Source organism: Acidovorax sp. LjRoot118 (assembly GCF_964253575.1).
GTDB lineage: Bacteria > Pseudomonadota > Gammaproteobacteria > Burkholderiales > Burkholderiaceae_C > Acidovorax.
The window spans coordinates 4,085,776-4,110,124 of record NZ_CAXURB020000001.1; the positions used below are offsets into that span (position 1 = coordinate 4,085,776).

At 68.3% G+C, this 24,349-nt stretch carries 23 protein-coding genes; 4 read left to right on the top strand and 19 right to left on the bottom strand.

All coding sequences use genetic code 11. The features are described from left to right. Positions 1–73: 73 nt before the first annotated feature. The 8 genes from ACSQ9E_RS19310 to ACSQ9E_RS19345 form a co-directional block, all read right to left on the bottom strand. Positions 74–1,180 (bottom strand): LacI family DNA-binding transcriptional regulator, encoded by a 1,107-nt coding sequence (locus ACSQ9E_RS19310; RefSeq protein WP_436218869.1) that lies wholly within the window; start codon positions 1,178–1,180, stop codon positions 74–76. Continuing rightward, the gene (locus tag ACSQ9E_RS19315; protein ID WP_436218870.1) at positions 1,177–2,163 is read right to left on the bottom strand and encodes a 2-hydroxyacid dehydrogenase; all 987 of its coding nucleotides are present in this window, start codon (positions 2,161–2,163) and stop codon (positions 1,177–1,179) included. The genes ACSQ9E_RS19310 and ACSQ9E_RS19315 overlap by 4 nt, the downstream gene beginning before the upstream one ends. After that, positions 2,160–3,113, bottom strand: a complete 954-nt coding sequence (locus ACSQ9E_RS19320) for a sugar kinase (protein WP_436218871.1) — start codon at positions 3,111–3,113, stop codon at positions 2,160–2,162. Before ACSQ9E_RS19320 ends, ACSQ9E_RS19315 begins: the two co-directional genes overlap by 4 nt. Continuing rightward, positions 3,110–3,853 carry a sugar phosphate isomerase/epimerase family protein gene (locus tag ACSQ9E_RS19325; protein ID WP_057264193.1) on the bottom strand — a complete coding sequence of 248 codons (744 nt, stop codon included), beginning with the start codon at positions 3,851–3,853 and terminating at the stop codon, positions 3,110–3,112. The genes ACSQ9E_RS19320 and ACSQ9E_RS19325 overlap by 4 nt, the downstream gene beginning before the upstream one ends. 70 nt (positions 3,854–3,923) lie before the next feature. Continuing rightward, on the bottom strand, positions 3,924–4,703 hold the full coding sequence (locus tag ACSQ9E_RS19330) for an amino acid ABC transporter ATP-binding protein (protein ID WP_428001863.1): 780 nt from the start codon (positions 4,701–4,703) through the stop codon (positions 3,924–3,926). A 142-nt stretch (positions 4,704–4,845) separates the two neighbouring features. Then, positions 4,846–5,652, bottom strand: a complete 807-nt coding sequence (locus ACSQ9E_RS19335) for a transporter substrate-binding domain-containing protein (protein WP_436177332.1) — start codon at positions 5,650–5,652, stop codon at positions 4,846–4,848. 52 nt (positions 5,653–5,704) lie between these two features. Then, positions 5,705–6,358: an amino acid ABC transporter permease gene (locus ACSQ9E_RS19340; protein WP_057200999.1), complete on the bottom strand. Its 654-nt coding sequence runs from the start codon at positions 6,356–6,358 to the stop codon at positions 5,705–5,707. 9 nt (positions 6,359–6,367) lie between these two features. Further along, the gene (locus tag ACSQ9E_RS19345) at positions 6,368–7,039 is read right to left on the bottom strand and encodes an amino acid ABC transporter permease (protein ID WP_057201000.1); all 672 of its coding nucleotides are present in this window, start codon (positions 7,037–7,039) and stop codon (positions 6,368–6,370) included. A gap of 126 nt (positions 7,040–7,165) precedes the next feature. Here ACSQ9E_RS19345 and hemH point away from each other — a divergent pair, with 126 nt between their 5' ends. The 3 genes from hemH to ACSQ9E_RS19360 all read left to right on the top strand — a co-directional run bounded on the left by hemH (position 7,166) and on the right by ACSQ9E_RS19360 (position 12,210). Beyond that, positions 7,166–8,275 carry a ferrochelatase gene (hemH, locus tag ACSQ9E_RS19350; RefSeq protein ID WP_436177331.1) on the top strand — a complete coding sequence of 370 codons (1,110 nt, stop codon included), beginning with the start codon at positions 7,166–7,168 and terminating at the stop codon, positions 8,273–8,275. A gap of 74 nt (positions 8,276–8,349) precedes the next feature. After that, the gene (locus tag ACSQ9E_RS19355) at positions 8,350–10,848 is read left to right on the top strand and encodes an AAA family ATPase (RefSeq protein WP_436218872.1); all 2,499 of its coding nucleotides are present in this window, start codon (positions 8,350–8,352) and stop codon (positions 10,846–10,848) included. Positions 10,849–11,055: 207 nt separating this feature from the next. Further along, the gene (locus ACSQ9E_RS19360) at positions 11,056–12,210 is read left to right on the top strand and encodes an ABC transporter substrate-binding protein (RefSeq protein WP_436218873.1); all 1,155 of its coding nucleotides are present in this window, start codon (positions 11,056–11,058) and stop codon (positions 12,208–12,210) included. Between the two features lies 1 nt (position 12,211). Here ACSQ9E_RS19360 and ACSQ9E_RS19365 read toward each other — a convergent pair whose 3' ends face one another. Next, complete coding sequence (locus ACSQ9E_RS19365) at positions 12,212–12,871, bottom strand: glutathione S-transferase family protein (protein ID WP_436218874.1); 660 nt, start codon at positions 12,869–12,871, stop codon at positions 12,212–12,214. Between the two features lie 164 nt (positions 12,872–13,035). Between ACSQ9E_RS19365 and ACSQ9E_RS19370 the strand changes: the two genes are divergently transcribed. Further along, positions 13,036–13,281: a hypothetical protein gene (locus tag ACSQ9E_RS19370; protein ID WP_057201007.1), complete on the top strand. Its 246-nt coding sequence runs from the start codon at positions 13,036–13,038 to the stop codon at positions 13,279–13,281. A gap of 80 nt (positions 13,282–13,361) precedes the next feature. On the opposite strand, the gene ACSQ9E_RS19375 is transcribed toward ACSQ9E_RS19370, so the two are convergent. From ACSQ9E_RS19375 to ACSQ9E_RS19420, 10 genes are all read right to left on the bottom strand, one after another. Next, positions 13,362–13,631 (bottom strand): hypothetical protein, encoded by a 270-nt coding sequence (locus ACSQ9E_RS19375; RefSeq protein WP_436218875.1) that lies wholly within the window; start codon positions 13,629–13,631, stop codon positions 13,362–13,364. Positions 13,632–13,740: 109 nt separating this feature from the next. Further along, on the bottom strand, positions 13,741–14,451 hold the full coding sequence (locus ACSQ9E_RS19380; protein WP_436218876.1) for an SDR family NAD(P)-dependent oxidoreductase: 711 nt from the start codon (positions 14,449–14,451) through the stop codon (positions 13,741–13,743). Between the two features lie 51 nt (positions 14,452–14,502). Beyond that, positions 14,503–15,477: an alpha/beta fold hydrolase gene (locus tag ACSQ9E_RS19385; RefSeq protein ID WP_057201012.1), complete on the bottom strand. Its 975-nt coding sequence runs from the start codon at positions 15,475–15,477 to the stop codon at positions 14,503–14,505. Positions 15,478–15,652: 175 nt separating this feature from the next. Continuing rightward, positions 15,653–16,816, bottom strand: a complete 1,164-nt coding sequence (locus tag ACSQ9E_RS19390) for an ABC transporter substrate-binding protein (RefSeq protein ID WP_436218877.1) — start codon at positions 16,814–16,816, stop codon at positions 15,653–15,655. Between the two features lie 69 nt (positions 16,817–16,885). Then, positions 16,886–19,051, bottom strand: coding sequence for a D-(-)-3-hydroxybutyrate oligomer hydrolase (locus ACSQ9E_RS19395; protein WP_436218878.1), 2,166 nt, complete (start codon positions 19,049–19,051; stop codon positions 16,886–16,888). A gap of 71 nt (positions 19,052–19,122) precedes the next feature. Beyond that, the gene (locus tag ACSQ9E_RS19400) at positions 19,123–20,202 is read right to left on the bottom strand and encodes a branched-chain amino acid ABC transporter permease (protein ID WP_057201017.1); all 1,080 of its coding nucleotides are present in this window, start codon (positions 20,200–20,202) and stop codon (positions 19,123–19,125) included. A 16-nt stretch (positions 20,203–20,218) separates the two neighbouring features. Next, the gene (locus tag ACSQ9E_RS19405) at positions 20,219–21,199 is read right to left on the bottom strand and encodes a branched-chain amino acid ABC transporter permease (protein WP_057201018.1); all 981 of its coding nucleotides are present in this window, start codon (positions 21,197–21,199) and stop codon (positions 20,219–20,221) included. A gap of 47 nt (positions 21,200–21,246) precedes the next feature. After that, entirely contained in the window at positions 21,247–21,978 is a 732-nt protein-coding gene (locus ACSQ9E_RS19410; protein ID WP_436218879.1) for an ABC transporter ATP-binding protein, read from the bottom strand. Then, the gene (locus ACSQ9E_RS19415; RefSeq protein WP_057201022.1) at positions 21,975–22,748 is read right to left on the bottom strand and encodes an ABC transporter ATP-binding protein; all 774 of its coding nucleotides are present in this window, start codon (positions 22,746–22,748) and stop codon (positions 21,975–21,977) included. Before ACSQ9E_RS19415 ends, ACSQ9E_RS19410 begins: the two co-directional genes overlap by 4 nt. Before the next feature lie 93 nt (positions 22,749–22,841). Next, positions 22,842–24,323 carry an extracellular catalytic domain type 2 short-chain-length polyhydroxyalkanoate depolymerase gene (locus tag ACSQ9E_RS19420; protein WP_057201024.1) on the bottom strand — a complete coding sequence of 494 codons (1,482 nt, stop codon included), beginning with the start codon at positions 24,321–24,323 and terminating at the stop codon, positions 22,842–22,844. Positions 24,324–24,349 lie beyond the last annotated feature (26 nt).

Genomic DNA, 24,349 nt, shown 5'->3' on the forward strand with positions numbered 1-24,349 from the left:
GGCAGCGGCCAGTGGGCCGCCGCGAAGGATAACGCAGCAGTCAGCAGACAGCGCTGCGCAGAACGCTAAGCCCTTACCGGTCGCCAGCCCCGCGCACCGCGGCCACGGACGACCCCCGCACTACCAACTGGCCGGGCAGCAGGCGCTCCCGCGCAGGCGCCTGCAAGCCCTGCATGCGTTCGATAAGGCACTGCGCGGCACACCGGCCGATGGCATGGGTGGGCTGGGCCACCGTGGTCAGACCCGGCCCGATCAGGGGCGCCCATTCGGGGTCGTCGAAGCCGGCAAAGCCGATATCGCGGCCAAAGGCCCAGCCCAGCCGCACCATGGCGGCCGCCACCCGCAAGGTGACCACGGAATTGCCCGCAACGACAGCGCCACGCGCCCTGCCCCCAGCTCTTTGCCGAAGCGCCCGCAGGGCGGCATCCAGCACCTCGTCCGACGCATCGACCAGCTCCAGCACCGCACCCTGCACACCAGCCCCGCGCGCGCTGACGCATTGCGAAAACGCGGCCGCCCGCTCCAGGCGCGAACTCACGCCCGCCAGGGGCTGGGTGACGTACAGCAGCTCGCTCCAGCCCCCATCGATCAGGTGCGTGCAGGCGGCGCGCATGGCGCCGGGGTTGTCCAGCGACACGAAGTCGGCCTCCAGGCCGGTATGCCGGCGGTCCACCAGCACGGCGGGTCGGCCATGCAAAGAGCTGAGCTCGGCATGGCCCTCGTCCTGCCCCTGGGTGTTGAGGATGAAGCCGTCCACCTGGTAGCTGGCCAATGCATCGATGGCGCTGCGCTCGCGCTGGCGGTCATTGCCCAGGTTGAACAGCATCACCAGGTAGCCGGCCTCCTGGCAGGCCTCCTCGGCCCCGCGCAGCACCGCCACCGAGAAGGGGTTGGTGATGTCGGCCACCACCAGACCGATCAGCCGCGAGCGCCCATGGCTCAGGGCCTGGGCCATGGGGCTGGGCACATAGCCGAGCTGGGCGATAGCGGCCTCGACCCGGGCGGCGATATCGGGGCTGAGCAGGCGCTCGCGGTGGTTGAAGAAACGCGACACGGTGGCCTTGGACACGCCGGCCGCAGCCGCCACGTCGGCAATGGTGGGCCGGTCACGGCCAGCCGTATCGACAGGGGCGTTGGCAGGCGCCTTGGCGGTGGGTGCGCGCGGCTTGGTGCTGTTCATGCGCCGATTGTCCCGTACACCGCGGTGGGCTTTTCGCCGGCCAGCGCCTGCAGCAGGTTCGTCGTCGCCAGCCGGGCCATCGCATGGCGCGTGCCATGCGTGGCCGACCCGATGTGCGGCAGCGGCGTCACGCGCGGGTGGGTGCGCAGCGGCGACTCCAGCGGCAGGGGCTCGGTGGCGAACACATCGAGCCCGGCCGCACGCAGCGTGCCCTGGTCCAGCGCCGCCAGCAGGTCGTCTTCGACCACCGTGGCGCCGCGCCCGCCGTTGATGAAGATGGCACCGGGCTTCATGGCCGCGAAGGCCCGGGCGTCCACCAGCCCGCGCGTGCTGTCCGACAGCGGCAGCAGGGCCACCACGATGTCCGCGCGCGCCAGCAGGCCATCGAGCGGCACATGCTCGGCCCGGCCCAGCAGCGCGGGCGCCTGCAGCGCCAGGTCCACCGGGCGGCGCGCGTGGTACAGCACCGGCATGCCAAAACCCAGTGCGGCCCGGCGCGCCACGGCCTGGCCGATGCGGCCAAAGCCCAGCAGGCCCAGTGTCTTGCCATGCACGTCGTGGCCGAACAGGTCTTCGCCGATGCTGCGGTCCCAGCGCCCCTCGCGCACCATCTGCGAAAGCTCCACCACCCGGCGGCAGGTGGCCATGAGCAACGCAAACACCGCATCGGCCACGGTCTCGTCGAGCACACCGGGCGTATGGCACAGCACGATGCCGCGCGATTGCAAGGCCTGCAGCGGGTAGTTGTCCACCCCCACCGAGATGCTGGAGATGGCCTGCAGCTGCGGCGCACGCGCCAGCAGCTCGGCGCTGATGGGAAAGCTGGCGCCGATGAGGCCATGGGCCTCGGCCAGTGCGGCGTCGAACGCAGCGCGCTGCGCCGGCTGGCGCGGGTCGGCCACGGTCACCTCGTGCACCGCCTGCAGGCGGGCCAACTGGTCCGGCGGCAGGGCGCGGTACACCAGCACGTTCTTGCGGCTCATAGGCCGGCCTGCTCCAGCTCCTGGCGCGTGGGCAGCCCTTCGGTATCGCCCAGCACCTGCACGGCCCGGGCGCCGATCCAGGCGCCGCGGCGCACCGCATCGGGCACGCTGCGGCCCTGCAGCAGCGCGCTGATGACGCCCACGGCAAAGCCGTCGCCCGCACCCACGGTGTCCACCACCTCGGCCACGGGGAAGCCGGCGACATGCCCTGTGCCCGCCACATCACTGTCGAAATAGGCGCCCTGCTCGCCAAGCTTGACGACCACCAGTTTGGCTCCGCGTGCTCGGTAAAAGCCCGCCACGCCCTCGGGCGTGGTCTCGCCCGTGAGAAACACGCCCTCCTCCATGCCCGGCAGCACCCAGTCGGCAAAGCGTGAGAGCTCGTTGATCTGGTGCCGCATCACCTCGGGCGATGACCACAGCGTGGGCCGCAGATTGGGGTCGAACGAGATCGTGCGGCCCGCGGCGCGCATCACCTGCAGCGTGCGCTGTGCCGCCTGCAGGCTGGTCTCCGAGATCGCCGCGAACACGCCCGTGGCATGCAGGTGGCGCGCACTGCGCAGCCAGGGTTCGTCCACGTCGGCCGGGCCCATCTGGCTCGCGGCCGAGCCCTTGCGGTGGTATTCGACCTTCGGGTCGCGGCCATCGGTCACGCGCTCCTTGAACTGGAAACCCGTGCGCTGCGTGGTATCACAGGTCACGTGCGAGCAATCGATGCCCTCGGCCTGCATGGTGCCCAGCAGCGAGCGGCCCATGGAATCGGTGCCCAGGCGGCTCGCCCAGCCAACCTTCAGGCCCAGGCGCGCCAGGCCGATGGCCACGTTGGTCTCGGCCCCTGCCGTGCGCTTGTGGAAGCCCGTGGCATGCTCCAGCGGCCCGGGTTCGTTGGCCACCAGCAGCAGCATGGCCTCGCCGAACAGCGCCACATCGAAAGCAGTTTCTGCACTCATGCCTGCCTCCGTGCATCGCGGATCACGGCCAGTTGCGCGCGCGTCACGGCCACCAGGTCGTCGCCGACCAGCGGGTACTCGATGGCGTGCGGCACATCCGCAGGCAGCGCCCGCAGGATGGCGCGCCAGGGCGCGATGGAATCGGCCAGCGGCACCGCCACCCATTTGCCGGGCAGGCGCTGCACGCCCTTGCAGTGCACGTAGCGCACGCGGTGGGCCAGGGCCTGTGCGGCCTGCAGCGGGCACTCGCCCTGCCAGTGCCAGTTGCCCATGTCGAAGGTCATGCCCAGGTCCAGCCCCGCGCGCTCCTGCGCCACGAAGAAGGCCTCCATGGCCGCCAGCGTGCCGGCCGTGGCGGTTTGGTCGTTCTCGATCACGAGTTCGGCCGGCGCCTGTGCGAGCAGGTCCTTGAGGCGCACCAGCGAGCCGTGCGAGCCCGTGCCAAAGCCGCCGATGGCCATCTTCAGGCGCGGCGCGCCCAGGGTGCGCGCGGCCGCCATGCCACGGGCCAGCGCGGCTTCGTCCAGCGCACCGTCCATCGCCCACAGCCCTTCGGGGCTGGAGTACACCGCTGCCTTGCCCGCCAGCGCTGGCAGCTCGGCCGCGGCGTCGCGCAGCATTTCGCCGCGCACCTCCACGCCGTCGGCGCCCGCCTCGCGGGCCAGTTCGGTACACCACAGCTGCCCGTGGCGCCCCACTTCGGCCGCGCCGAAGGAAGAGAGGGAAATAAGTACCTTCATTGGCTGCATTTCATGTTTCATGCCCGCGCGCCCAGAGGCGCTGCGGCGCAGTGCGTACACCCACCGCAGCTCAATGCGCGTGATGGGAAGAGAGTATCTGGCCCAGGAACTGGCGGGTCTTCTCGTGCCGGGGCTGGCCAAAGAACTCGGCCGGCGGCGCCTGCTCAAGAATCTTGCCGTCGGCCATGAAGATCACCCGGTCGGCCACGCTGCGGGCAAAGCCCATCTCGTGGGTCACGCACAGCATGGTCATGCCGTCCTCGGCCAGGCCGATCATGGTGTCGAGCACTTCCTTGACCATTTCGGGGTCCAGGGCCGAGGTGGGTTCGTCGAACAACATCACCTTGGGCGCCATGCACAGCGCCCGCGCAATGGCCACGCGCTGCTGCTGCCCACCCGACAGCTGGCTCGGGTGCTTGTGCGCCTGCTCGGGAATGCGCACGCGCGTGAGGTACTTCATCGCCACCTCCTCGGCCTCGGCCCGGCCCATGCCGCGCGAGCGCATCGGTGCCAGGGTGCAGTTCTCCAGAATGGTCAGGTGCGGAAACAGGTTGAACTGCTGGAACACCATGCCCACCTCGGCACGCACGGCATCCACGTTCTTGCCGCCGGCCGTCAGATCGATGCCGTCCACTTCGATGCGGCCCTTCTGCACCGCCTCCAGGCGGTTGATGCAGCGGATCAGGGTGGACTTTCCCGAACCCGACGGGCCGCAGATCACGATGCGCTCGCCGGCGCGCACCGACAGGTCGATGTCGGCCAGCACCTGAAAGGTATCGAACCATTTGTTGACCCCTTCCATGCGGATGATCGGCTGCGTGCCGGGGGTGCTCGTGACTGCGTCCGTCATGGGAATGGGTCTCCGGCGTACTGGTATTTGGAGCGGATAACAAAATTGAGCGAAGCGGTTCTGGCTAGGCGCTGCGTCGCAGGCAGTACGGGTAGTACGACAAGACGCGGCAACGACGCCAGAAGAGTTTTGTTGGCCGCTCTTACTGCAGCTTGGGCAGGTCGGTTTCGAGCCACTTGCGGTAGAGCTTGTTGAGCTCGCCATTGGCCGTGTTGCGCGCCACGAACTCGTCCATGGCCTTGTGCAGCTCGTCCTGGCCAGGCCGCATGGCAATGCCCATGGCCTGCTGCAGCAGGTTGAACTTGTTCTCGAAGGTGTTGGCGGGCACGCGCTTGGCGATCTGCGCCGCCACGGTGACCGAGCAGCCGATGGCGTCCACCTGGCCCGAGATCAGCGCCTGCATGGCCGATGCGTCGTCGTCGAAGCGGCGGATCTCGGTGCCCTCGGGTGCAGCCTTGGTGACCGCCACGTCCTGCGTGCTGGCGCGGGCCACGCCCACGCGCACGCCCTTGAGGTCGGCCGCGCTCTTGATGGTGCTGCCCGTCTTGCCGTACAGCACGATGGTTGCGGCCGCATAGGGCTGCGAGAACTGCACCTGCTTGGCGCGCTCGGGCGTGATGGCCAGCGAGGCCACCAGCACATCGACCTTGTTGGTCAGCAAGAAGGGAATGCGGTTGGGGCCGGTGACAGGGACGATGTTGACCTTGACGCCCAGGTCCTTGGCCAGCAGCTTGGCGACGTCGGCATCGTAGCCATCGGGTTGGTTCTGCGCGTTGGTCGTGCCATAGGGCGGAAAGTCCACCAGCATGCCGATGGTGATCTCGCCCTTCTTCTTGATGTCGGCCGTGCTCTGCGCGGACGCCAGCGGGGCGAAGGCGGTGAGCGCGGCGCCCAGGCCCAGGGCGGCCAGGGCAGCAGTGGTGGTGCGGCGATAGTGCGAAAAGGTCATCTCATGTCTCCTGTGTGGTTGGTATGGAATGCACGCTCGGGAAAAGAAGGATTCATCGCGCCAGCACCCGGGCGCGCTTGCGCTCCATGCGCGCGGCCAGCAGCGACAGCGGCCAGCAGATAACGAAGTACAGCGCCGCCACAGTGGTGAACACGTGCAAGGGCTGGAAGGTGGCGTTGTTGATGATCTGGCCCGCCCGCGTGATCTCGGTGAAACCGATGATGGCGGCCAGCGAGGTGCCCTTGATGATCTGCACCACATAGCCCACGGTCGGCGGCAGCGCGATCTTGAAGGCCTGGGGCAGCACCACGAAGCGCATGCGCGAGAGGTAGTTCAGGTTCAGCGCCTGCGCTGCCTCCCACTGCCCGCGCGGAATGGCCTCGATGCAGCCGCGCCAGATCTCGCCCAGGAAGGCCGCGCTGTTGAGCACCAGCGCAATGCCGGCGGCCAGCCAGGGGTTGATGTCCAGCCCCAGCACCGGGGCGCCGAAGAAGATCAAAAACAGCTGCAGCAGCAGCGGCGTGCCCTGGAACACCTGGATGAACAGGGTGGCGGCCCAGCGCGCGGCAGTGTTCTCGGACGTGCGCGCCAGCGCCACCACCAGGCCCAGCAGCGAGCCGCCCACGAAGGCCATGGCCGACAGCGCCAGCGTCCACTGGGCGGCCTGCACGATGAACCAGAACTCGGAAACTCCAAAGGTGCGCATGGCCGGTCCTCAGCGACGGTCGGGGTAGTTGAGCGTGCGCTGATAGATCAGCTTGAACAGCCCGGAGAACGACACGGCCAGCAGCAGATAGATGGCTGCCACGACGATGTAGATCTCGAAACTGCGAAAGGTCTGCGACTGCAGGTTGGCCGCCACCGAGGTCAGGTCGTCGGCCGAGATCACCGAGACCACGGCCGAACTGAGCATCAGCAGGATGAACTGGCTGGTGAGCGCCGGGTAGATGGCCTTGAGCGCCGGCTTGAGCACGACGAAGCGAAAGATCTCCCAGGGCTTGAGGTTCAGCGCCCGGCCAGCCTCGATCTGCCCCTTGGGGATGGACTCGATGCCCGCCCGCACGATCTCTGCCGCGTAGGCCCCCAGGTTCACCACCATCGCGGTCAATGCCGCCGTATAGGGCGACCAGCGCAGGCCGATGGACGGCAGGGCAAAGAAAAAGAAGAACAGCTGCACGATGAAGGGCGTGTTGCGGATCAGCTCGATATAGGCATTCACCACAAATCGCACCCAGGCAGGCCCGGATGTCTTGCCCCAGGCACAGGCGATGGCCACCACCAGCCCCAGCACCGTCGCGGTGAGCGACAGCTGCACAGTGATCCAGGTGCCCTTGAGCAGCAGGGGCCAGGCGGCAAAAACGGATTCGAACTGGAATTGGTAGTTCACGGCAAAAGCCTGTCAGGTGGCATGGCAGGAGTTTATGAAACCGGTTTCATTTGCGCATGAGGGGTTTCCCGGAGCCCCCTTCTCCCTCCAGGAGATGGCTGGTGAATGCCTGGGCCACAATGCCGCATGCGTTTTCAACCCGAACCCCCTTTCACCCACGGCCAGCCCGAACGAACCGCCATCCTGCTGTGCAACCTGGGCACGCCCGACGAGGCCACGGCGCCGGCCGTGCGCCGCTACCTGGCGCAGTTCCTGGCGGACCACCGCGTGGTGGAGATCCCCAAGCTGGCATGGCTGCCCATCCTGCACGGCATCATCCTGCGCACCCGCCCCGCCAAGTCGGCCGCCAAGTACGCCAGTGTGTGGACGCCCGAGGGCTCGCCCCTGGCGGTGTGGACAGCGAAGCAGGCCACGCTGCTGCGCGGCTGGCTGGGCGAGGCCGGCCACCAGGTGCTGGTGCGCCATGCCATGCGCTACGGCAACCCGTCCATCGCCAGCCAGCTCAATGCCCTCAAGGCCGAGGGCGCCACGCGCATCCTCATCCTGCCGCTGTACCCGCAGTATTCGGGCACCACCACGGCCAGCGTGTTCGACGCGGTGTACGCCTGGGCCGCGCGCACACGCCATGTGCCCGAGCTGCGCTTCGTGAACCGCTACCACGACCATCCCGGCTACATCGACGCGCTGGCCCGCAGCATCGAGGCGCACTGGAAGGTGAACGGCCAGCCCGACAAGCTGGTGATGAGCTTCCACGGCGTGCCCGAGCGCACCCTTACGCTGGGCGACCCCTACCACTGCGAGAGCCTGAAGACCGGCCGCATGCTGGCCGAGCGCCTGGGCCTGCGCCGCGAACGCTATGTGCTCACCTTCCAGTCGCGCTTTGGCAAGGCCAAGTGGCTGGAGCCCTACACCCAGCCCACCATCGAGGCCCTGGGCAAGGCCGGTACGCGCCGGGTGGACGTGGTCTGCCCCGGCTTCACCAGCGACTGCCTGGAGACCCTGGAAGAGATCAACATGGAGGTGCGCGAGGCCTTTTTGCATGCGGGTGGACAGGAGTTCCACTACATCCCCTGCCTGAACGACAGCAGCCACTGGATCACCGCCCTGAGCCGCGTGGCGCAGCAGCACCTGGCGGGCTGGCCCACGCAGGTGGAGGATGCCGCCACACAGGCCGATGCGCGCGAGCGCGCACTGGCGGGCGGCGCGCCCCAAGGCCCCACCCCAGCAGGTCGCTGACCGGTACGGTCCCCGCCCGCCCAATCTTCCCCACCTCCCCATTTCCCCCGCACCGCTCCCCTGAATTGTTTTCCATGCCCGCATCCGCCCGCGCCCTTTCTGCACACCAACTGCGGCTGACCGTCGACCCCACCACGCTCGGCTTTGCCAGCACGGCCGAGCTCACGGGCTTGCCCCTGCCCTGGATCGGCCAGGAGCGCGCCGAGGCCGCCGCCCGTTTTGGCCTGGCCATGCAGCAGCCCGACTACCACCTCTTCGTGCTGGGCGACGTGGGCAGCGGCCGTGCATCGCTGCTGCACCAGGCCATGCTGGCCGAGGCCGCGCGGCGCCCCGTGCCGCCCGACCTGTGCTACCTGCACGACTTCGATGCACCGGAGCGCCCGCGCGCACTGCGCCTGCCTGCGGGCCAGGGCCGCCTGCTGCGCCAGGCCCTGGCCGACATGGGCACGCGGCTGGAGGCCGAAGTGCCCCAGCACCTGGCAGGCCCCGCCTTCCTGGCCGATGCGGCGCGCATCGAGCAGCGCTGGCAGGTGCAGGAGCGCGAGGCGCTGGCCGCGCTCGACGCGTTTGCGCTCGCGCGCCAGTTGCGCCTGGTGCGCGACAATGGCCAGATGCTGGTCACCCCCCTGGGCCCGAGGGGCCAGCCCCTGTCCGACGCGGAGGCGCGCGTGCAGCCGCCCGAGCGCCGCGCCGCCATCGAACGCGACGAGGACGCGCTGCGCAGCGAGATCGAGCGCTTTGCCCAGGCCATGCGCCCGCTGGAGCGCGAGCGCGACGCCGCCCTGGACGCCCTGCGCCGCACGGTGATCACGCCGCTGGTGCAGCAGGCGCTGCAGCCCGCACGCGGCATCGCCGGCCAGCAGGTGCCGCACGCCGGGCGCCTTGCGCAGTGGCTGGACCAGGTAGAGCGCGCCTTGCTCGGCAGCATCGACCTGCTGGAACCCTACTACGGCGACAACGAGGCCGATGCCGAAGCCGACCGCCGCGACGACCTGGATGCGCTGCTCGCCCGCTGCCGCGTGAACCTGGCGGTGGACAACGGCGGGCGCACCGGCGCCCCCGTGATCGTCGAGGACAACCCGCAACTGCGCAGCCTGATGGGCAGCATCGACCACGGCGCCAATGCCGACGACGCCGACCCCGGGCAGGCCGACGTATCGGCCATCCACGCCGGCAGCCTGCTGCGCGCGCATGGCGGCTTCATCCTGCTGCACCTGCACGATCTGGCCGCCGAAGAGGGCCTGTGGCCACGCGTGCGCCGCTTTTTGCGCAGCCGCCGGCTGCAGATCACTGGCGAGGCGAGTGCCGACGGCCCAGGCCCCGGCGGTGGCGCAGGCTTGCAGCCCGAGCCGGTGGATGTGGACGTGAAAATCGTGCTCATCGGCTCGGTGGACGAGTTCTACGCCCTGCAGGACAGCGACCCCGAAGCCGCACGGCGCTTTCGCGTGAAGGTCGACTTTGCCGACCGTTTCATCGCCACCCCGGCATCGCACCGCGCCACCGCCATCTTCGTGGCGCACTGCTGCGCGCAGCGCGGCCTGCCGCACTTCGGCCCCGAGGCCGTGGCCCTGCTGATCGAGCAAAGCCACCGCGAGGCCGACGACCAGGGCCGCCAGAGCGCCCGCTTCGCCCAGGCCGAGGCGCTGGTGATCGAGAGCGCTGCCCAGTGCCGCATGCGCAGCCCTGCCGATGCCACGGCCCTGGTGCAGGCCGCCGACGTACAGGCAGCTCTCGCCGCCCAGCGCCTGCGCCACAACCAGACCGAGGAAGAACTGCACCAGACCCTGGTCGAGGGCGAGTGCCTCATCACCCTGCACGGTGCGGCCGTGGGCCAGGTCAACGCCCTGTCGCAGATCGACCTGGGCGACTACCGTTTCGGCTTTCCCGTGCGTATCACGGCGCGCAGCTTCGCCGGGCAGGAGGGGCTACTCAACATCGACCGCGAGGTCCACATGTCCGGCCCCATCCACGACAAGGGCGTGCTCATCCTGCACGGCTACCTCACGGCCCTGTTCAGCCATGTGGCGCCGCTCGCGCTCAATGCCTCCATCGTGTTCGAGCAGGAGTACAGCGGCGTGGAGGGTGACTCCGCCTCCTGCGCCGAGCTGTACGCGCTGCTGTCCAGCCTGTCGGGCCTGCCGCTGCGCCAGGGCATTGCGGTGACGGGTGCGCTGAACCAGCACGGCGAGGTGCTGCCCGTGGGCGGCATCAATGAAAAGATCGAAGGCTGGTTCCAGGCCTGCGCCGCGGCAGGGCTCGACGGCACCCAGGGCGTGCTCATCCCCGCGCGCAACCAGCGCCACCTGATGCTGTCGCGCCCCATCCTCGACGCAGTGGAGCGCGGCCTGTTCCACGTCGATACGGTGCAGCATGTGAGCGAGGGCATTGCCCTGCTGACGGGTGAGGCATCGGGCATGGCGCCAGGTGCCGTGCTGGCGGCCGATGCCGCCGGTGATGTGACCCAGACCGTGCTCAGCCGCGCTGAGCAGACTCTGCGCGCCTACCGGCGTGCGTGCCAGAGTGCGGGGCATACGCGGGTGGGGCGCGCGGGGCGCAGACCACGGCGCGACTGAAGCCAGACCCTGCCAGGTACACCCGTGTCCACCGTGTGACAAAGGGCCAATCGGAGTCACCAACGTGACGCTCCAGCCGCCTCCTGCAGTGTTTTCCCCGACCCATTGTGGTGCATGCGCGCTCGATACTGGCTGCGCCGCCGGTCCATTGCGCGCACCCTGCGTGCAGCGATGGAAGGGCGCAGCACTACAACAGGAGACACGCCGATGCACCCCTTCTCCACGCCCCTCGCGCCTGCCCTCACGCGCCGCCGGGTGCTGTCGTCAGCAGCGGCCACCGCTGTCGCCCTGCCCGGCTGGGCACTGGCACAGCAGACCGAGCCCTGGCGCATAGGCCAGACGGCCGCGCTCACGGGCCCGCTGGCCTTCCCGTTCGTGGAGATGAACAAGGGCATCGCAGCGGCCTTCCAGGAGGTCAACGAGCGCGGCGGCATCGACGGGCGGCGCCTGCAGTTCACCAGCACCGACGATGGCGGCGACCCGGCCAAGGCCGGAGCCAACGCGAAGAAGCTGTTGGAGGAGGACAAGGTCTTCGCCCTGCTGTCCTGCGGCGGCACCACCAGCGTGATGGGCGCGCTGCCCGTGGCCATGGCGGCCAAGGTGCCGGTGATCGCGCCGGCAACGGGGTCGGACGCGCTGCGGCCGTTCAACCCCCTGGTGTTCCATGCGCGCGCAAGCTATTCGCAGGAGCTCCACAAGATCGTGCAGCAACTGGGTTCCACGGGCTTCACCAAGTGTGCTGTGGCCTACATCGACAACCCCTTTGGCAAGGCCACGCTGGCGGCCTTCGATGCGGCGGCCAAGGCGCACAACAACAAGGACTGGAAGGCCTTTCTGTTGCCCGAGACCGAGGAAGGCGTGGCTCGCACGGTGGACGAGATCACGGCCTGGCAGCCCACGGCCTTGATCTCGCTGGCCGTGGGCGCAGTGGGCATACCGTTCTACAAGGCTCTGCGCCTGCGCGTGAAGGCGCCTGCGTTCTCGATCTCGTTCCTGGGTTCGCGCCCGCTGCTGGCGGCGCTGGGCGAGTCCGCGCGCGGCATCACCGTGGCCCAGGTGGCGCCCAACCCCGACAACGTGGCCAAGCCCATCGTCAAGGCCTACCGCGATGCGCTCAAGGCCAGCGCGGCCAGTGCCGAGCCGGGCTATTCGTCGCTGGAGGGCTACCTGAGCGCGCGCCTGATGATCGAGGCCCTGCGCCGCGCGGGCCGCACCGCATCGCGCGAAAAGCTCATCGAGGCCCTGCACACCATGCGCCCCTACGACATGGGCGGCTTCGAGTTGCGCTATGGCCCGCAGGACCACAACGGCACGGACTTCGTGGAGCTGTCTTACTTCAACGGCGAGCGGTTTCGGCGCTGAGTCACCCGGCTTTCGCGCTTGCCGTGAACACGGCCAGCTGGTCCGCAAATGCGCGCTGGTAGGCCGGCCGCGCCTCACCGCGGGCGATGTAGGCCAACAGACTGGGCTGTTCCTGCAGCAGTGGCGACGCATCGCCCAGGCGGCGCAGCACCGTCACCATCAGCAGGTCGCCGGCACTGAAGGTTTCACCGTCGAGCCAGTCGGCCTCGCCCAGCCTCTGCGCAAGCTCGGCCAGCCGGGTACGCGCGCGGTCTTCGAGCATGGGCTGGCGCTGCGCATACCAGGGCTTGTCGTGCTCAAGGATCCGCGCGGCGCCCCACTCGACGATGGGCGGCTCCAGCGTATTGAGCGCCGCGAACATCCACATGATGGCGCGCGAGCGCGCGTGGGCTTCGGCCGGCAGCAGGCCTGCATGGCTCTGCGCAATGTGCAGCACGATGGCGCCGGTCTCGAACAGCGCCAGGCCGTCTTGCTCATAGGTGGGTATCTGCCCGAACGGATGGAGCGCCCGGTGCGCGGGCGCCTTCATCGCTGCAAAGGACACGAGGCGCACACCGTAGGGTTGCCCCACTTCCTCCAGCGCCCAGCGCACGCGCATGTCGCGCGCCAGACCCCGGCCGCGGTCGGGCGAACGTTCGAAGGCGGTGATGGTGGGTTGCATCGGAGCGCTCCTGCAGAGGGACTGGGACCATTGTTCCACCCACGCGATGGCCCAGCCGTGTTGTCCACGTAGGACATCCGCTCGTGTTGCGCCGGGAACCGCTGGATTGGGTGTTGGCGTGGGTAGGATGGGGCATCGTTCAATCAGTTACACCCCATCACACCATGCCTGCGATCGGTCTCCCCTGGCCACCCAATCTCCAAATCGACGGATCGACCTACCTGGTCCGACCGCTGGCGCTGGCTGCGCCCTCGAATGTGCCGGAGCGGGTTTTCATCTTCGAGGAGGACGGCTCACCCGTGCTCACCGTGCGCCGTGCCTGGGCGAGCTACCCCGAAGCGCTCTACACCGCAGAACAGAAGCTCCGGGAGCATTTGGCGCCAACGCCGATCAATGTATTTGGCGGCTGATGGGCGCGCCCTGTGCGAAGACAGCGGGGAGGCACTGACCCTGCTGCCGTGCAGCGCCTTTCAGCGCTGCAATGCAAGGGCTAATCCTCTACCGATTCGCGCGTGATCCCGCGGGCCACACAGCACTGGTGCAGTTCGCTGGTGGCCAGCATGCCCTGCTGCAGCGGGTAGGTGACGCGGGCCACCAGGCACTCGTCGCCCGGCTCAGACAGTATTTCCCCCGACCGTCCTGCGCCCAGCGCCGTCCAGAACTGCAGTACCCCGATGGCATCCGTGTTGGCATGGGCGAATCTTCCATGGGCCACCTTGCGAGCGCGGGTGAATTTGAAGGTTTCGGATTGGGTACGCATCGGCTTTGCAGAACAGAGAAACAGCGAGGACAAAAAGCTTTCGCATGGTGTACTGCCTGTACCGAACTCTGTGTAGGCGAACACCGCAAATATCCCTTGCGGGGTGGCCTTACCAGGGCAATGGCTGCCCGCTGTATGCGTAGAAACCACCCGTGCATTCGGGCGTGAGCCCATCGATCACACGCAGCATGTCGGCCGCCGCGTCCGCCGCCGGCCGGCCGATCTCGGCGCCGCGAAACGGGGCCGACAGGTCCGAGTCCACGGTGCCCGGGTGCAGTGCCACCAGCACGGCCTGTGGGTTGCCGCGCTGCACTTCGATGGCCGCGGTCTTGAGGAACATGTTCAGCGCCGCTTTCGAGGCCCGGTAGCTGTACCAGCCGCCCAGGCGGTTGTCGCCAATGCTGCCCACCTTGGCCGACAACACCGCCAGCACGCTGCGGTCCTTGGCCAGCAGCGGCGCAAAGTGCGCCATGACCAGCGCCGGGCCCATGGCGTTGGTGCGCAAGCAGGCCTGCATCTGCGCATAGTTGAGCTGGCCCAGGCGCTTTTCGGGCATGCCCTCGGGGCCGTGCAGCACGCCGGTGGCGACGATGATGAGATGAAACGGGCCCTGCGGCGCCAGCGCTGCCGCCGCCTCGGACACCGTGGCTTCGTGCTCGAAATCGATGGGTGGCACCGTGCTTCTTCCCAGCCCGACCACCAGCGCACAGCGCGGGTCGGCCTGCAGGTGCTGCACGAAGGCACTGCCGATGCCGCCCGAGGCACCCAGGACGAGGGCGCGAAAGCCCTGCGGGAACGAACGAAGGTGGTCTGTCAGCATGTCAAAGGGAGGCCCATACCCCCATCATGCACCAGGGCCACGCCATCGTTCTCAGGGCCATTGCAGCCGGGTGGGTGCCCGGTACTGCGAGCGCGGCAGCGCGCTGGCCGCAGGCCCACCCGCCGTGCGCACCAGCGCAGCCTCTGCAGCCCCGGGCTCCTGCACACCATGCACGAAGAACCGTTCCACCAGCGCATAGTGCTCGGGCACATTCAGGGCCGGGGCATGGCCGCAACCGGGCACCTCGATCACGCGGGCCTGGCCGCGCGCGCCGGGGCCGCGGGTGAGCATCTCGATGGTGGTCTCGCGCAGCACCAGGTCGGAGTCTTCGCCGCGCAGGCACAGCACGGGGATGTCCAGCGCGTCGTAGTGGTCCCAGATCAGGTAGTCGTTGGCATGGTGGGTGAACTGCTGCACCATGGCCGGGTCGTAGTGTGGGGTCACCCGGCCGTCGGGCAGGCGGCGGGTGCTGGTCTCGGTCAGGCGGCGCCACTGCGCATCGCTGAGCCAGCCATAGGGCTGGTAGACCTGGCGGAAGAAGGCCTCGAGCTCGGCCACCGTATCGAACGCGGGCGGCTGGCCCGCATAGGCCTTGATGCGCCCGAGCGCATCGTCGGCCAGGCGCGGTGCGTTGTCGTTGAGCAGCAGGCTGCGGATGCGGCCCTTGAGCCCCGGCTCGAACAGGCCCGACGCGCACACCGTGCCGATGGCGCCGCCCATGGAGGTGCCCACCCAGTGCGCCTGTTCTATGCCCAGCGCATCGAACAGCCCAGCGGCGATGCGCGCATAAAAGCGCAGCTGGTATTCCTCTGCTGGCTCGCGCGCCCACTGGCTCAGGCCCCGGCCGATGGTGTCGGGGCAGATCACGCGAAAGCGTGGCGCCAGATGGGCGGCCAGCTCGTCCATGTCGCGGCCGGTGCGGGCCAGGCCGTGCCAGGCCACCACCACCGGGGCATCGGGCGCGCCCCATTCGGTGTAGTGGATTTCATAGCCGGCGCAGGTGGCATAGCGCGATAACGGAGTCATGGTGGACAACCTTGTGAGTCAGTGGATGGATTGCGGGTTGCCGGAGGGCGAGCTGCGGTGTTCAAGCGGCTCACAAAGCTCAGCGAAGCGGTCCTGGCCAGGCGTTGCGTCGCAGACAGTACTGAAAGTACGGCAAGACGCAACAACGACGCCAGGAGAGTTTTGTGAGTCGCGCTCATTTCATGAGGCGCCCGTTGGCGCCGATGACGGTGACCTCGACATACCGCGAGCCGATGCGGTTGGTGGGCGAGTAGCCCAGGCTGATGCCGCCCAGGTCGTAGTTCTGCAGCGATTCGAGCGCTTTGACCACCTTGGCGCGTGTGGGCGCGGGGCCGGCGCGGCGCAGCGCCTCGACCAGCACCTTGGCACCCAGGAACTGCTCAAAGCTGGTGTAGTTGACCTCGGCCTCGGGCGCATACTTCTTGAGCAGGGTCTGGTACTCGCGCACCACGGGCAGTTGTGGGCGAAACGGGTACGGCACCACCTGGCTGATGCCCAGGCCGTGCGCGTTCTTCAGGCCGGCGAGCTTCACGAGTTCGGTCGGGTCCACCACCGAGATGTTGTACAGCTGCGCACCGCCACCCTGCTCGCGGTAGCGCTGGATGAAGGCGGCCGCGGGCTTGTTGATGGCGATCATGATCACGGCATGCACGTCGGCGGCCTTGATGGCCTTGACGGCATCGTCCACCTTGTCGGTGTTGCGCTCGTAGCCGGCCGAGACGACGAGCTTCAGGTCGCGCCGCGCCAGCGCCGCCTCCACCCCCGCCAGGCCTGCCTTGCCGAAGCCATCGTCCTGGTACATCACTGCCACGCGGTTCATGCCCAGCGTGGTGAGCTGCTGCACCATGTGCTCGGCCTCATCGCCATAGCCAACGCGCACGTGGAAGATCCAGGGGTTGAACGGGCTGCGCAGCGACTCGCCGCCCGTATAGGGCGCCACCAGCGCGGCACCGCCCTGCTCCAGCACACCGTCGGTCAACAGCTGCGTGACGTTGGCCGTTCCGGCAAAGCCGTAGAGCGCCACCACTTCGGGCCGGGCCAGCATCTCGCGCGTCAGGCGCACGGTGTCGGGCACCTTGTAGCCGTCGTCCACCACCCACTGGCGGATGGTGACGCCATGCACGCCGCCCTGGGCGTTGATGGCGTCGAAGTAGATCTTGCCGCCCAGCACCATCTGCGTGCCCGTGCTGGCCAGCACGCCCGACAGCGGCGCCACCTGGCCGACCACCAGTTCGGCGCCGCGCAGCTGCGCCGCCGCCGGCAGCGCCAACAGCCCCATCACCCCCAGCATCGTGAGTACCGCGCCCATGCGGCGGCCCCATGTGATCCATGTGTTCATGTCCGTCCTTTGTGCCACCGGGTGCGGCAATGCGCCCGGCAGCTTTTTTGTTGTGGTGGGTCGTCGTTCTTATTCGGGGATGGCGATGGCTCCGGCCGTCACGGCGATGGCGTTGCCCGCGCTGGGCACCTCGGCAAGCGGCGGCACGTTGGCGGCGGTGATGGCCGGGGCGCTGCCTGGTGCGCCACCGCGCGGCACGGTGCGCACCACCTGGCTGGCCGGCAGCGCCTTGCCAGTGGCCAGATGGTCGTACACGGCGTCGAGCGCGCGGTTCAGGTACACATGCAGCGGCACATAGCGCGTGTCGTAGCCGGGCAGCACCGTGGGCAGGCCGATGAAACTGTCGAAGTGCTGGGCGTTGGCCACCTCCATGTAGCTGAGCTTGCTGGCCGCCCCTTCCACGCGCTTGTTGAGCGCGGTGTAGGGGCGCGAGGTGTGGCTCACGGGCAGCAGCGCATCGGCGCGGCCATGCACGATGATGGCCGGCTTGCCGCGCAGGTTGCCATTGCGGCGCGTTTCATCGACACCGGCCTGCAGCTTGCGCGCCGCGGCATCGCTGCCGGTGACCAGGTTGCGCAGGCACACGGCACCCTCCGTGTTCCAGTCGAAAGCGCCGCTGTCGGCCACCGACAGGAAGTCGCGCGCCGGGCCCTGCTTGGCGCGGTTGTTGATGAGCTGCACGCCGCCCGCCGGGGGCACGCCGTTGCCGGTGGCGAACATGCCGGCCAGCGCAGCCGGTGGCGCCAGCGGGGTGACCGCACCGGCCGCCGTGGCCCCCGCGTAGCTGAAGCCGCACAGGTGGTCCTGCACGCTGGCGCGCGAGAGCGAGTTGGCAAAGGTCACGGCCACGGCGGGCGCCACCTCGAAGGCTGCGAGTGAGGCATGCAGGTCATTCGACTCGGGCTCCCAGCCGTAGGCGCGCAGCTTCTGCAGCGATTCCTCGGCCTGGGCCGCCGTGGCGTCGGCCGTGAGCAGGCCGCGTGCGCGCAGGGCCGCGCAGCGACCCGGTGCGATGGGCAGGGCCGCACCGGCAAAGCCTGCGGCGAAGGCCGCCGCATACGGGCTGGTGCTGACCGAGGGCGCGAGCGAGGCGCAGGCCTGGTACAGGTTGGCCTGCGTGGTGTAGTCGATCAGCGGACGGCCCGTGACGGCAATGGCCGTGCCACCGCGCTGCACCGTGACGCCGGGGTTGGCCGGCAGCTCCACCGCAGGCTCGGACACCGCCACGCCGCTGATCAGGCCCTGGGTGTCCAGTTCTGCCGCAGCAATGGCCGCGCCGCCGCCATTGGAGATGCTGGAGGCGATGACGATGGTGTTGGCCGGTGTGATGGTGCGGATGCGCTGGCCCGTGCTGGCGAGCGCGCCGAAGCGCTCGTTGAGCACGTAGTAGCCGAACTCCACGGCCTGCAGCGTGGTCGTGCCCCAGTCCTTCTCGGCGTTCTGGCCCGAATGCGCGTGCTTGAAGGCAAAGCGGTTGGGCGTGGCGGTGTTGAAGGCTGCGAGCTGTGCGGGCGTCAGGTTGGCGTTGAAGGCGGCGCTCTTGCCGGCCGCAGCGGCCGTGGTGCGCGTGCCGTCGATCAGCGGCACCGTGTCGTTCTGCAGGTCGTGCGGAGCCGCGCCCGTGCCCTTGTCGGAATAGGCCACGGCGCAGCCGCGCTTGAGGCCCCACTCCCCCGTGGAGATGCCGCCGTAGACGCCGCGCGAGCCCGATGCGGTGGCCGTGATCATGCAGGGCCGTGCAGGGTTGAAGCTGTCGGGCACCTGCACCATCAGGGTTACGTTCTGGCGCCCGCTGCCGTCGTCGGCATAGGCGATGTATTCGGTGCCGGGCACCTTGCCCTCGCCGGTGGTCACGCGGCCCTGGGCATCGACGTTGGGACCATACAGCGTGCCGTAGCCGCCGGCGGCCGTCATGTCCAGCATGGCGCGGTAGTTGTTGTAGATGGCGGCGCGGCGCAGTTCGGCGCCCGTGGGCTTGAGCGCATCGGCGTAGGCGGGTGGCGTGGCGGACGCGAGGCCGCTGGCGCCCAGGCCGGCGGTGAGCAGGTCGTTGCTGCTGCCGTCGTAGCGGGCCTCGGTGATGGTGCCCAGGTAGGCGGGTCGCACGTTCGAGCCGCCACCTGAGCCACTGTCACCGCCCCCACCGCCACAGGCGGCAAGCACTGCGGCAGCCACCGCAGCCAAGGCCAGGGGCCTGGCTGCGCCCCCATGCTTCATCGTCGTCATGCTTTTCATGCGCTTGTCTCCTGGTCGTTTTGGTGACCTATGGTTTTATGGAACGCAGCACTTCACCCCTATCCGGTCGATCAACCGGCCTTCACGCTGCGCGCTGCTGCCGCGCGCAGGCGCCCCACCACACCGGTGGGGAAGTAATACACCGACAAGACAAAGAGCACGCCCAGCCACAGCAGCCAGCGGTCGGGCGAGAGCAGCGCCGACAGCCAGGGCAGGCCCGAGGCGGCCTCGCTTGCGAGGCGCAGCAGGTCCTGCAGATAGCTTTGCGCAATGAGGAAGAGCACGGCGCCGATGGCCGAGCCGTAGATGGTGCCCATGCCGCCGATGACGACGATGAGCAGGCAGTCCATCATGATTTCGAAGCTGAGCGATGTGTCCGGCCCGTTGTAGCGCAGCCAGAGCGCGAGCATGGCGCCCGCGCAGCAGGCGAACAGGGCCGACAGCACGCTGGACGTGGTGCGGTACACCACCACGCGGTAGCCGATGGCTTCGGCGCGGAACTCGTTCTCGCGGATCGCCTGCAGCACGCGGCCGAACGGCGAGTTGACGATGCGCAGCAACGCCAGCACCAGTACCACAGCAATCACAAACAGCAGGTAGTAGCACAGCAGGCGCCCATCGAGCGTGACACCCAGGAAGGGCTCGTCGAAGGGCTCGAAGCTCGGCGACAGGATTTCGGGCACCTTGAAGGTCAGGCCGTCCTCACCGCCGGTGATGTCCGACAGCTGCGAGGCCAGCGTCTGGAACGCTGCCGCCACGGCCAGCGTGATCATGGCGAAGAAGATGGCGCGCACGCGCAGCGAGAACAGCCCCACCGCGAGCGACAGCAGCAGCGAAAGCACCAACGCCCCACCCAGCCCCACGGCCAGCGCCGACCAGGTGGGCCCCATGCGCGTGGTGGCCACCGCAATGCCATAGGCCCCGATGCCGAAGAACATGGTGTGCGCAAAGCTCACGATGCCGGTGTAGCCCAGCAGCAGGTCGAAGCTGGCGACCAGCACCACGAAGATCAGCACCTTGGCCGCGACAGAGAGCGCCTTGACGCCAGGGAACAGGAAGGGCGCGAACGCCAGCCCGAGGAAGATGGCCACGAGGATCACCGCCAGCACCTTGCTGCGCGGGTAGTCGCCGGAGAGAAGTCGGTTCAGCATGTCTTTGGGCTCCTCTTCAGCGGTTCGCGACCGGATAGACGCCCTGGGGACGCCACAGCAGGATGGCCACCATCAACGCGATGTTGGAGAACAGCGCCACCTTGGGCACCAAAAAGCCGGTGTAGTTGGCCATGAGCCCCACCAGCAGCGCGCCGATGAGCGCACCGCCCGTGGACCCGAGGCCGCCGATGATGATCACGATGAAGATCAGCACGTTGACCTGGGCGCCCATCTGCGGCACCACGTTCTGCTGGTACAGGCCCCACATCACCCCGCCCAGGCCGGCCAGGGCCGAGCCCACGACGAACACGCCGATGAACAGGCGCCGGATGCGGTAACCCAGCGACTCGACCATCTCGCGGTCCTGTACGCCGGCACGGATGAGCAGGCCGACCTTGGTGCGCGACAGCGTCCAGGCCAGCACGGCAAAGACCAAGAGGCCCACGGCCACCGCCACCAGGCGGTATTTTTCGATGGCCGCATCGCCGATGAGCAGCGCGCCGCGCATGCCCTGGGGCAGCGGCAGCGGGATCTGCTGCGGGCCCCAGATGACCTTGATCAGCTCTTCGCCGATGATCATGCCGCCCATGGTGATGAGGATCTGCTTCAAATGCTGGCCATACACGGGCCGCACGATGAAACGCTCGAATGCCAGGCCCACGGCCCCCGCCACGGCCATGGCCACCAGCATGGCGGGCAGCACCGCCACCATGTTGCGCCACAGCTGGTCGGAGCCGGTCCAGTCGCCCATGGCACCCAGCACGCTGGTGGCCACGAAGGCACCGAGCGCGATGAACACGCCGTGGCCGAAGTTGAGCACGTCCATCAGGCCGAACACCAGCGTCAGGCCCGAGGCAATGATGAAGATGATCATGCCCATGGCCAGCCCCGCCACGGTGAGCGTTAGCCAGGTGCTGGGCGAGCCGATGAAGGGCAGCACCAGCAGCGCCAGCGCGGGCACCAGGGCCAGTGGCTTCCAGTCGAAGTCGCGCAGCATGGCCTTGCCAGCCGCGGTGGAAGTGGGTGTCGTTGTCGTCGCGGTGCTCATAGTGCCAACCCCAGCAGCGATCGCTGCAATGCCTCGTCTGCGGCCAGTGCGGCCATGCTGCCCGCATGCACCACCTGGCCGTTGTCCATCACGGCCACGGTGTCACCCAGCCGCTTGGCGAAATTGATGTTCTGCTCGACCAGCAGAATGGTCACGCCGCTCTTCTTGAGCTGGTCGAACGCCTCGATCATGTTGTTGATGATCGCGGGCGCCAGGCCCTTGCTGGGCTCGTCCACGATGAGCAGGTCGCGCGGCTCGACGATGGCGCGGCTCACGGCCACCATCTGCTTTTGCCCGCCCGAGAGCTTGCCCGCAGGGTGGTTCCAGAACTTCTCCACCGCAGGGAAGAGCTTGAAGATCCATTCGAGCCGGGCGCTGTCCATCTGCGCGGCGTTCTTGGCATTGCGCGCGGCCAGCAGCATGTTCTCCTTGACCGTGAGGTCGGCGAAGATGCCCATGTTCTCGGGCACATAGGCGATGTTCATGCCCGCGATCTGCGGGGTGTTCAGCGCCGTGATGTCGCGGCCACCGAAGTGGATGCTGCCCTGCGACGCATGCCACAGGCCCATGATGGTGCGCAGCGTGGTGGTCTTGCCGGCGCCGTTGCGGCCCAGCAGCATGGTGAGCTGCCCCTTGGGTACGGCCAGATCCACGCCGTGCAGGATGTGGTATGCCCCGATGTGGGTGTGCACGCCCTTGAGTTCGAGCAGGTTGTTGGTGGTGGTCATGCAGTGGCCTCCTTGGTGACGCCCAGGTAGGCTTCCTGCACCACGGGCGAGGCGATCACCTCGGCCGGTGCGCCGTCGGCCACCAGGGTGCCGTTGGTCAGCACGATGATGCGGTCGGCCAGCTCGCGCACCACGTCCATCTTGTGCTCCACCAGCAGGATGATCTTGGTCTTGTCCTTCTTGAGTTCGCGGATCAGGTTCAGGATCACGGGGGCCTCGTCATGGCTCATGCCAGCCGTGGGTTCATCGAACATGTAGACCTGCGGCTCCAGCGCCATCAGCAGCGCCACTTCGAGCTTGCGCTGGTCGCCGTGCGGCAGGCTGGCCACGGGGGTGTCCTGCCGGTCCAGCATGGCCACGGCCTGCAGGATGGCGCGGGCGCGGTCCGTCAGGTCGCGGTGGTCGCTCCAGATGCTCCACAGGTTCAGCCCCCGGCGGTGCTTGCCCTCTTGCGTAGCCTGCACGGCCAGGCGCACGTTCTCCAGCACGCTGAGGTTGGGGAACAGGTTGGTGAGCTGAAAGGCCCGCCCCAGGCCCGCATGCGTGCGCGCCGAGACCGACTGGCCCGTGAGGTCTTGCCCGCCCAGGGTCACGCTGCCCGCGCTGGCGCGCAGCTGCCCCGAGATGAGGTTGAAGTACGTGGTCTTGCCCGCACCGTTGGGGCCCACGATGGCGGTCAGCGTGCCAGGCTCGAAGGAGCAGGTCACGGCGTTGACCGCCACATGGCCGCCGAAGCGGATGGTCAAGTCCTTGGTGGACAAGGTGCTCATGGGAGGAAGGTCGCTTTCACAGGTCGTCGTCTTTCAGGGGTGCCGGGCGCCCTGCCCTTTGTGGTGCCAGGGCGCGCGGCGTTCAGCGCATTGTCAAGGGCAGGTGCCGATGACGTAGTAGTTGGGGCTGGTCTGTTTCAAGGTCTTGGTCACGAACACGTTCCACAGCCCCATCGCCTGGTTGGATCCCAGCGCAAAGGTGTAGCCGCCGGCCACGTACGCGCGGCCCGCCATGGTGTGGGCGTAGTTGCTGGCCGTGGTGCAGGTGGCGCCGCCGCCAGGCGCTGCCAGGGTGGTGCCGCTGGCTGCGGCCGATGTGGCGCCTTCGGCGCCATTGCCATCGGCGGCGCGCACCGTCCAGCTGTAGCTCGTGGATGCGGCCAGGCCGGTGTCGGTGTAGCTGGTGGCGTTCACCGGCAGGGCGTTGACCTTGTTGGCATTGCGGTACACGTTGTAGCTGGCAGCGCCCGAAACGGCGCCCCAACCCACCACCATGGAGCTGGCCGTGGCGCCCGAGGTGTTCACGCCCGTGGGGGCGGGCAGCGCGGGGTTCGTGGGCGGGTTGGTCGTGCCGCCGCCGCTTGAGACCTGGTCCACCATGGCCTTGATGGCCACCATCTGTGGGCCGGACTTCTTGGCGTAGTTGGCGTTGTCATAGCCCCACCAGTCAAAGCAGCTGTTGGTCGCCGCCAGGCTGGTCTGCGGGTAGAGCATCACGATGTTGTTGGTGTCGGCCCAGCGGTTGTAGCCGGTGTTGCGCACGTACTGCTGCTGCACGTCGCTCACGTTCTGCTTGCAGCCGTGCAGCACCACATGCAGCCGGCAGGTCGCCGTGCCGCCGGCCTGGCAGGCCTGCGGGATGTAGGCCCAGCCCGTGGTGGCCATGCCGTGATTGGTGATGAACTGGTTCTGGTTGAACTCGACGTAGTTGCCTGCCGGCAGCGTGGCGTTGTTGCGCGCGTTGAGCGTGCCGTACAGGTGCTGCAGCATGGCGCCGGCCAGGTCGAAGTTGCAGTCGCTGATGTAGGGCGCGCCCTTGGTCGAGCAGCCGTTGCCATAGTCGTCGGTGACCATCGCGTGCTCGGCCGCGATGTCCTTCTTGTAGACCACGTTGGCGGCCGGCACGAAGCTGTTGTAGTAGGTGCGCAGCGCGTCCATGGATCCGGTCTTGACCACGCTGTCGAGCGTGCCCGAGAACAGGTAGACCTTGGACGCCTGCAGATTGGCCACCGGGTCGATCAGGCCCTGGCTGGCCCAGGTGTTGGTGGTGTTCACCAGCGTGCTGGTGGGGATGCTGGCCGGGGTGACCATGCAGCGCCCGGTGGCGTTGACGATGGAGCCCTCGGCACAATAGAACGGCCCGCCCGCGACCACACCGGCACCCTTGGCAAAGGTGGCCGAGTAGGCCACGTGCAACTGCACGGCCATGAAGCCGCCAGCCGACAGGCCCGACACCGTGGTCTGCGTCTTGTCGATCTTGAGCTGCGGCAGGTTGACGGCAGCGGATGCGCTGCCGGCAGCGCACAGCGCGATGGCAGCACCTGCTGCGGCCGCCCGGATGAAGTTGAAAGCCATGTTGTCTTGTCTCCAAATAATTTTGA